Below are 2,720 nucleotides of genomic sequence, written 5' to 3'. Positions count from 1 at the left end.
CATTCTTCCATACCCTGAAGGGTGAATTAATTAAAGAAAACCGCTTTTATGGTGAGATGCATCTGCGGGATAAACTGGCCGGATACATCCAGCATTTTTATAATCGATTTCGACTGCACTCAAGTCTAAATTATATGAGCCCAGTTGAATATGAAGCCCTGGTGGGTAGTTGAAGAGCGTGTCCGATTTATCGGGGGAAGATTAAATTGGACTTCCCCCGCTCTACTAGACACGCCTAGCCTATGATTCGCTGCGCTTCGGTTTGCCGCAAAGCGTGACGTTATGTTTACGCTGAAATTCGGCTCAGGAGTTCAAGATGAAAGTAGAAGATTACAACCCTAAAGCAAGGGAAGTATTTGGTAAAACACTGATTGATATTAGTGTGGCAATTTTCAAAGGTTTGATGCTCTTAGTTACAATTGTACCGTTGGGGTTTATCGCTAAAGCTACCGTAGAAAAAGGAGATGATCCCTTAAGCTTTATCGAGTTCGTAGGCTCAATGAGTAGAGATACTTATTTTATGTTTAGCGGTTTATTAATAATCTCTTTTGTATTGGGACATTGCCTAAGAAAAGAAGGCTTAAAACATATTCATGAGTCTGAAAATTCGTAAACATAACAAACAATTTAAGAGTGATTTGGATCTCACCCGCTTTAACGGACTCTAAGTGCTCACTTGATATTATAAAGTTATGCTTTGTTAACCTGTTCGGCTATAATTGAAGATTTCACTAAATGAGAATTAAATACAGCATGAACGACTGGAGATTATATTTTTCAATCCTTTTCTTAACGATGCTATCTGCTTGTAATAGTAATGACCGTATCAATGAGTTGCTGTGCAGGGCTGAATATCATTACAATACTCTTGGAGCGGATGCGGCTATTGCGACTGTACGTGAAATCGATAATAAGCATGAGTATGTAATAGATAGTAATGTTGCACGTTTTTTGATCCTTCGGGGTGCAAAAGACCAAAGGGTTGAAGACTTTGACCATGCTAACCTCATATTGAACTCGATGAAGTCGCTGCCCGATGATCCGGGTAGAATTAGTGCGCGATATATTAGTATTCTTCGTTTTCTTGCCATTGCCAATGGTAGTGACAACAGCGACGCTCGTCAGGAGTTAATACAATACTGTAGCGACTCTGCTGTGTCAGAAACTGAGTGCATTCACGCTAATATGATGGAAATTTTTGATATACTTGCAGTTAATGACGGAACAAAAAACAAGTCATTTCGGGATTTCGCGCACCTCTTCAACCGCACGTATCGCGCTGAGTTCAGTGATCCCAGCCTGGATGTGATGCTGGATTATTCCCGCTCTGTGGTTACCAGTTGTGGCACCCATGAATAAACAGCTTTACATTTTTATTTTTGATATTTAATTTCGTTTTTAACGATGGAGTCTGGTATGAAAGGTAAAATCCTTGATTTTAACGAAGAAAGCCGCTCAGGCATTATCTCAGGAGATGATGAAAAAAGATATAATTTTGAAATAAAGGAATGGAAGGGCAGTCAGCTTCCCAGAGCGGGCAGCAGGGTTGATTTTTTTGCTAACGGCGATGTTGCAGAGGCTATTTATGCCGAGCCGGCCACCAATGGTACATCATCAAAGAAAATTGCTGCCGCCTTGTTTGCCTTCTTCCTTGGTGCGTTTGGGGCACATAAATTCTATCTGGGTTATAACAAGCAGGGTGCCATCATGTTGCTGGTGTTCCTGTTTGGGTTTATTCTGCTTGGCTTCCCTTCGTTGGTGATTGGGATTATCGCATTTGTGGAGTTCATACTTTATCTGGTTAAGTCTGATGAAGAGTTTGAGCAGACGTATGTAACAGGTTATAAACCCTGGTTCTGATATTAACAAAGTTGGCTGCAGCTGCTTTGAGGCTGCAGCCAACTTGTTATTTTTACTCTGTAATGCGGCAGCGGTAAAAAACCGTGCCGCAACAGTCCATTCGTCAGACCATCGGTGGGGAAGATAATTTCCTGATTTAGTAAACAATGCTTTTTTAAGGTGCGTTATGTCTTCGCATTACAGTGTTTTACTGTCGCTTCCTCTGAGTGTATCTTCGGCAGTTGAGCACTGCTCTGTGCTGGAGTTTATCTTTAATGAACAGGGACTTCAGCCGGATCATTTCCCTGATCATTCGTTTTTTGAAAATTTTAATCCAGAGTTTCGTTTTCATAATTCTTATAGAAATATGGTTTCCGGTTCATGGAAATCAGCGTACTGGCTGGAGCAGGATGCCAGTGGCAAGGTGTTTAAGGCGGGGGTGAATCTCACTCTGCCAGGTAAAAAACTGGAGGAAGTCTGGCAAGATACGCTGCCTCTGGTCCATTGGCTGGCATCCATCTCAACGGCGCAGGGGGCGGTTGGTATTGTTGTTGCGGAGGATACTGACGATGACAAACCAATGGTCCTATTTGTCCGTGATTCCAGGCTCTTTATTTCTGCCTCGCAGCATGAAGATCTTTATGATTTTGATGATGCATTTTAAAAGTAAAGAGGAGGCCGCGGGCTCAGGGAAAGATCATGAAAAACCCTTGCGTGGCAAGGCTTTCAGCGGGGTAAAAATGAAAACATTAGCAGCCACTTTTTACACCGGAACGCGCGTTTTCTGAAGAAAAATGTCGATTTTCGAGGATCGCTTTGACGATCAGATCTCACTGTGATCATATGCTGTCTTTTGAACAGCAGCTTATCACTATGAATGG

General features: G+C 42.1%; 5 protein-coding genes. All 5 read left to right on the top strand.

The window, feature by feature from the left end; translation table 11 throughout:
- Nucleotides 1-173: IS3 family transposase (locus B6S09_RS17950; RefSeq protein ID WP_141201999.1), on the top strand; the 173-nt coding region annotated here is incomplete at its 5' end.
- A 143-nt stretch (nucleotides 174-316) separates the two neighbouring features.
- On the top strand, nucleotides 317-613 hold the full coding sequence (locus tag B6S09_RS17945) for a hypothetical protein (protein ID WP_094279852.1): 297 nt from the start codon (nucleotides 317-319) through the stop codon (nucleotides 611-613).
- A 140-nt stretch (nucleotides 614-753) separates the two neighbouring features.
- Nucleotides 754-1,359, top strand: a complete 606-nt coding sequence (locus B6S09_RS17940; RefSeq protein ID WP_094279851.1) for a hypothetical protein — start codon at nucleotides 754-756, stop codon at nucleotides 1,357-1,359.
- Between the two features lie 57 nt (nucleotides 1,360-1,416).
- Entirely contained in the window at nucleotides 1,417-1,860 is a 444-nt protein-coding gene (locus B6S09_RS17935) for a TM2 domain-containing protein (RefSeq protein WP_094279850.1), read from the top strand.
- 166 nt (nucleotides 1,861-2,026) lie between these two features.
- Nucleotides 2,027-2,503 carry a hypothetical protein gene (locus B6S09_RS17930; protein WP_094279849.1) on the top strand — a complete coding sequence of 159 codons (477 nt, stop codon included), beginning with the start codon at nucleotides 2,027-2,029 and terminating at the stop codon, nucleotides 2,501-2,503.
- Nucleotides 2,504-2,720 lie beyond the last annotated feature (217 nt).

The sequence above is a fragment of the Oceanimonas baumannii genome, assembly GCF_002245495.1.
Taxonomy (GTDB): domain Bacteria; phylum Pseudomonadota; class Gammaproteobacteria; order Enterobacterales; family Aeromonadaceae; genus Oceanimonas; species Oceanimonas baumannii.
The sequence above is the reverse complement of the archived record's forward strand: the minus strand, read 5'-3'. Positions and strand labels throughout refer to the sequence as shown.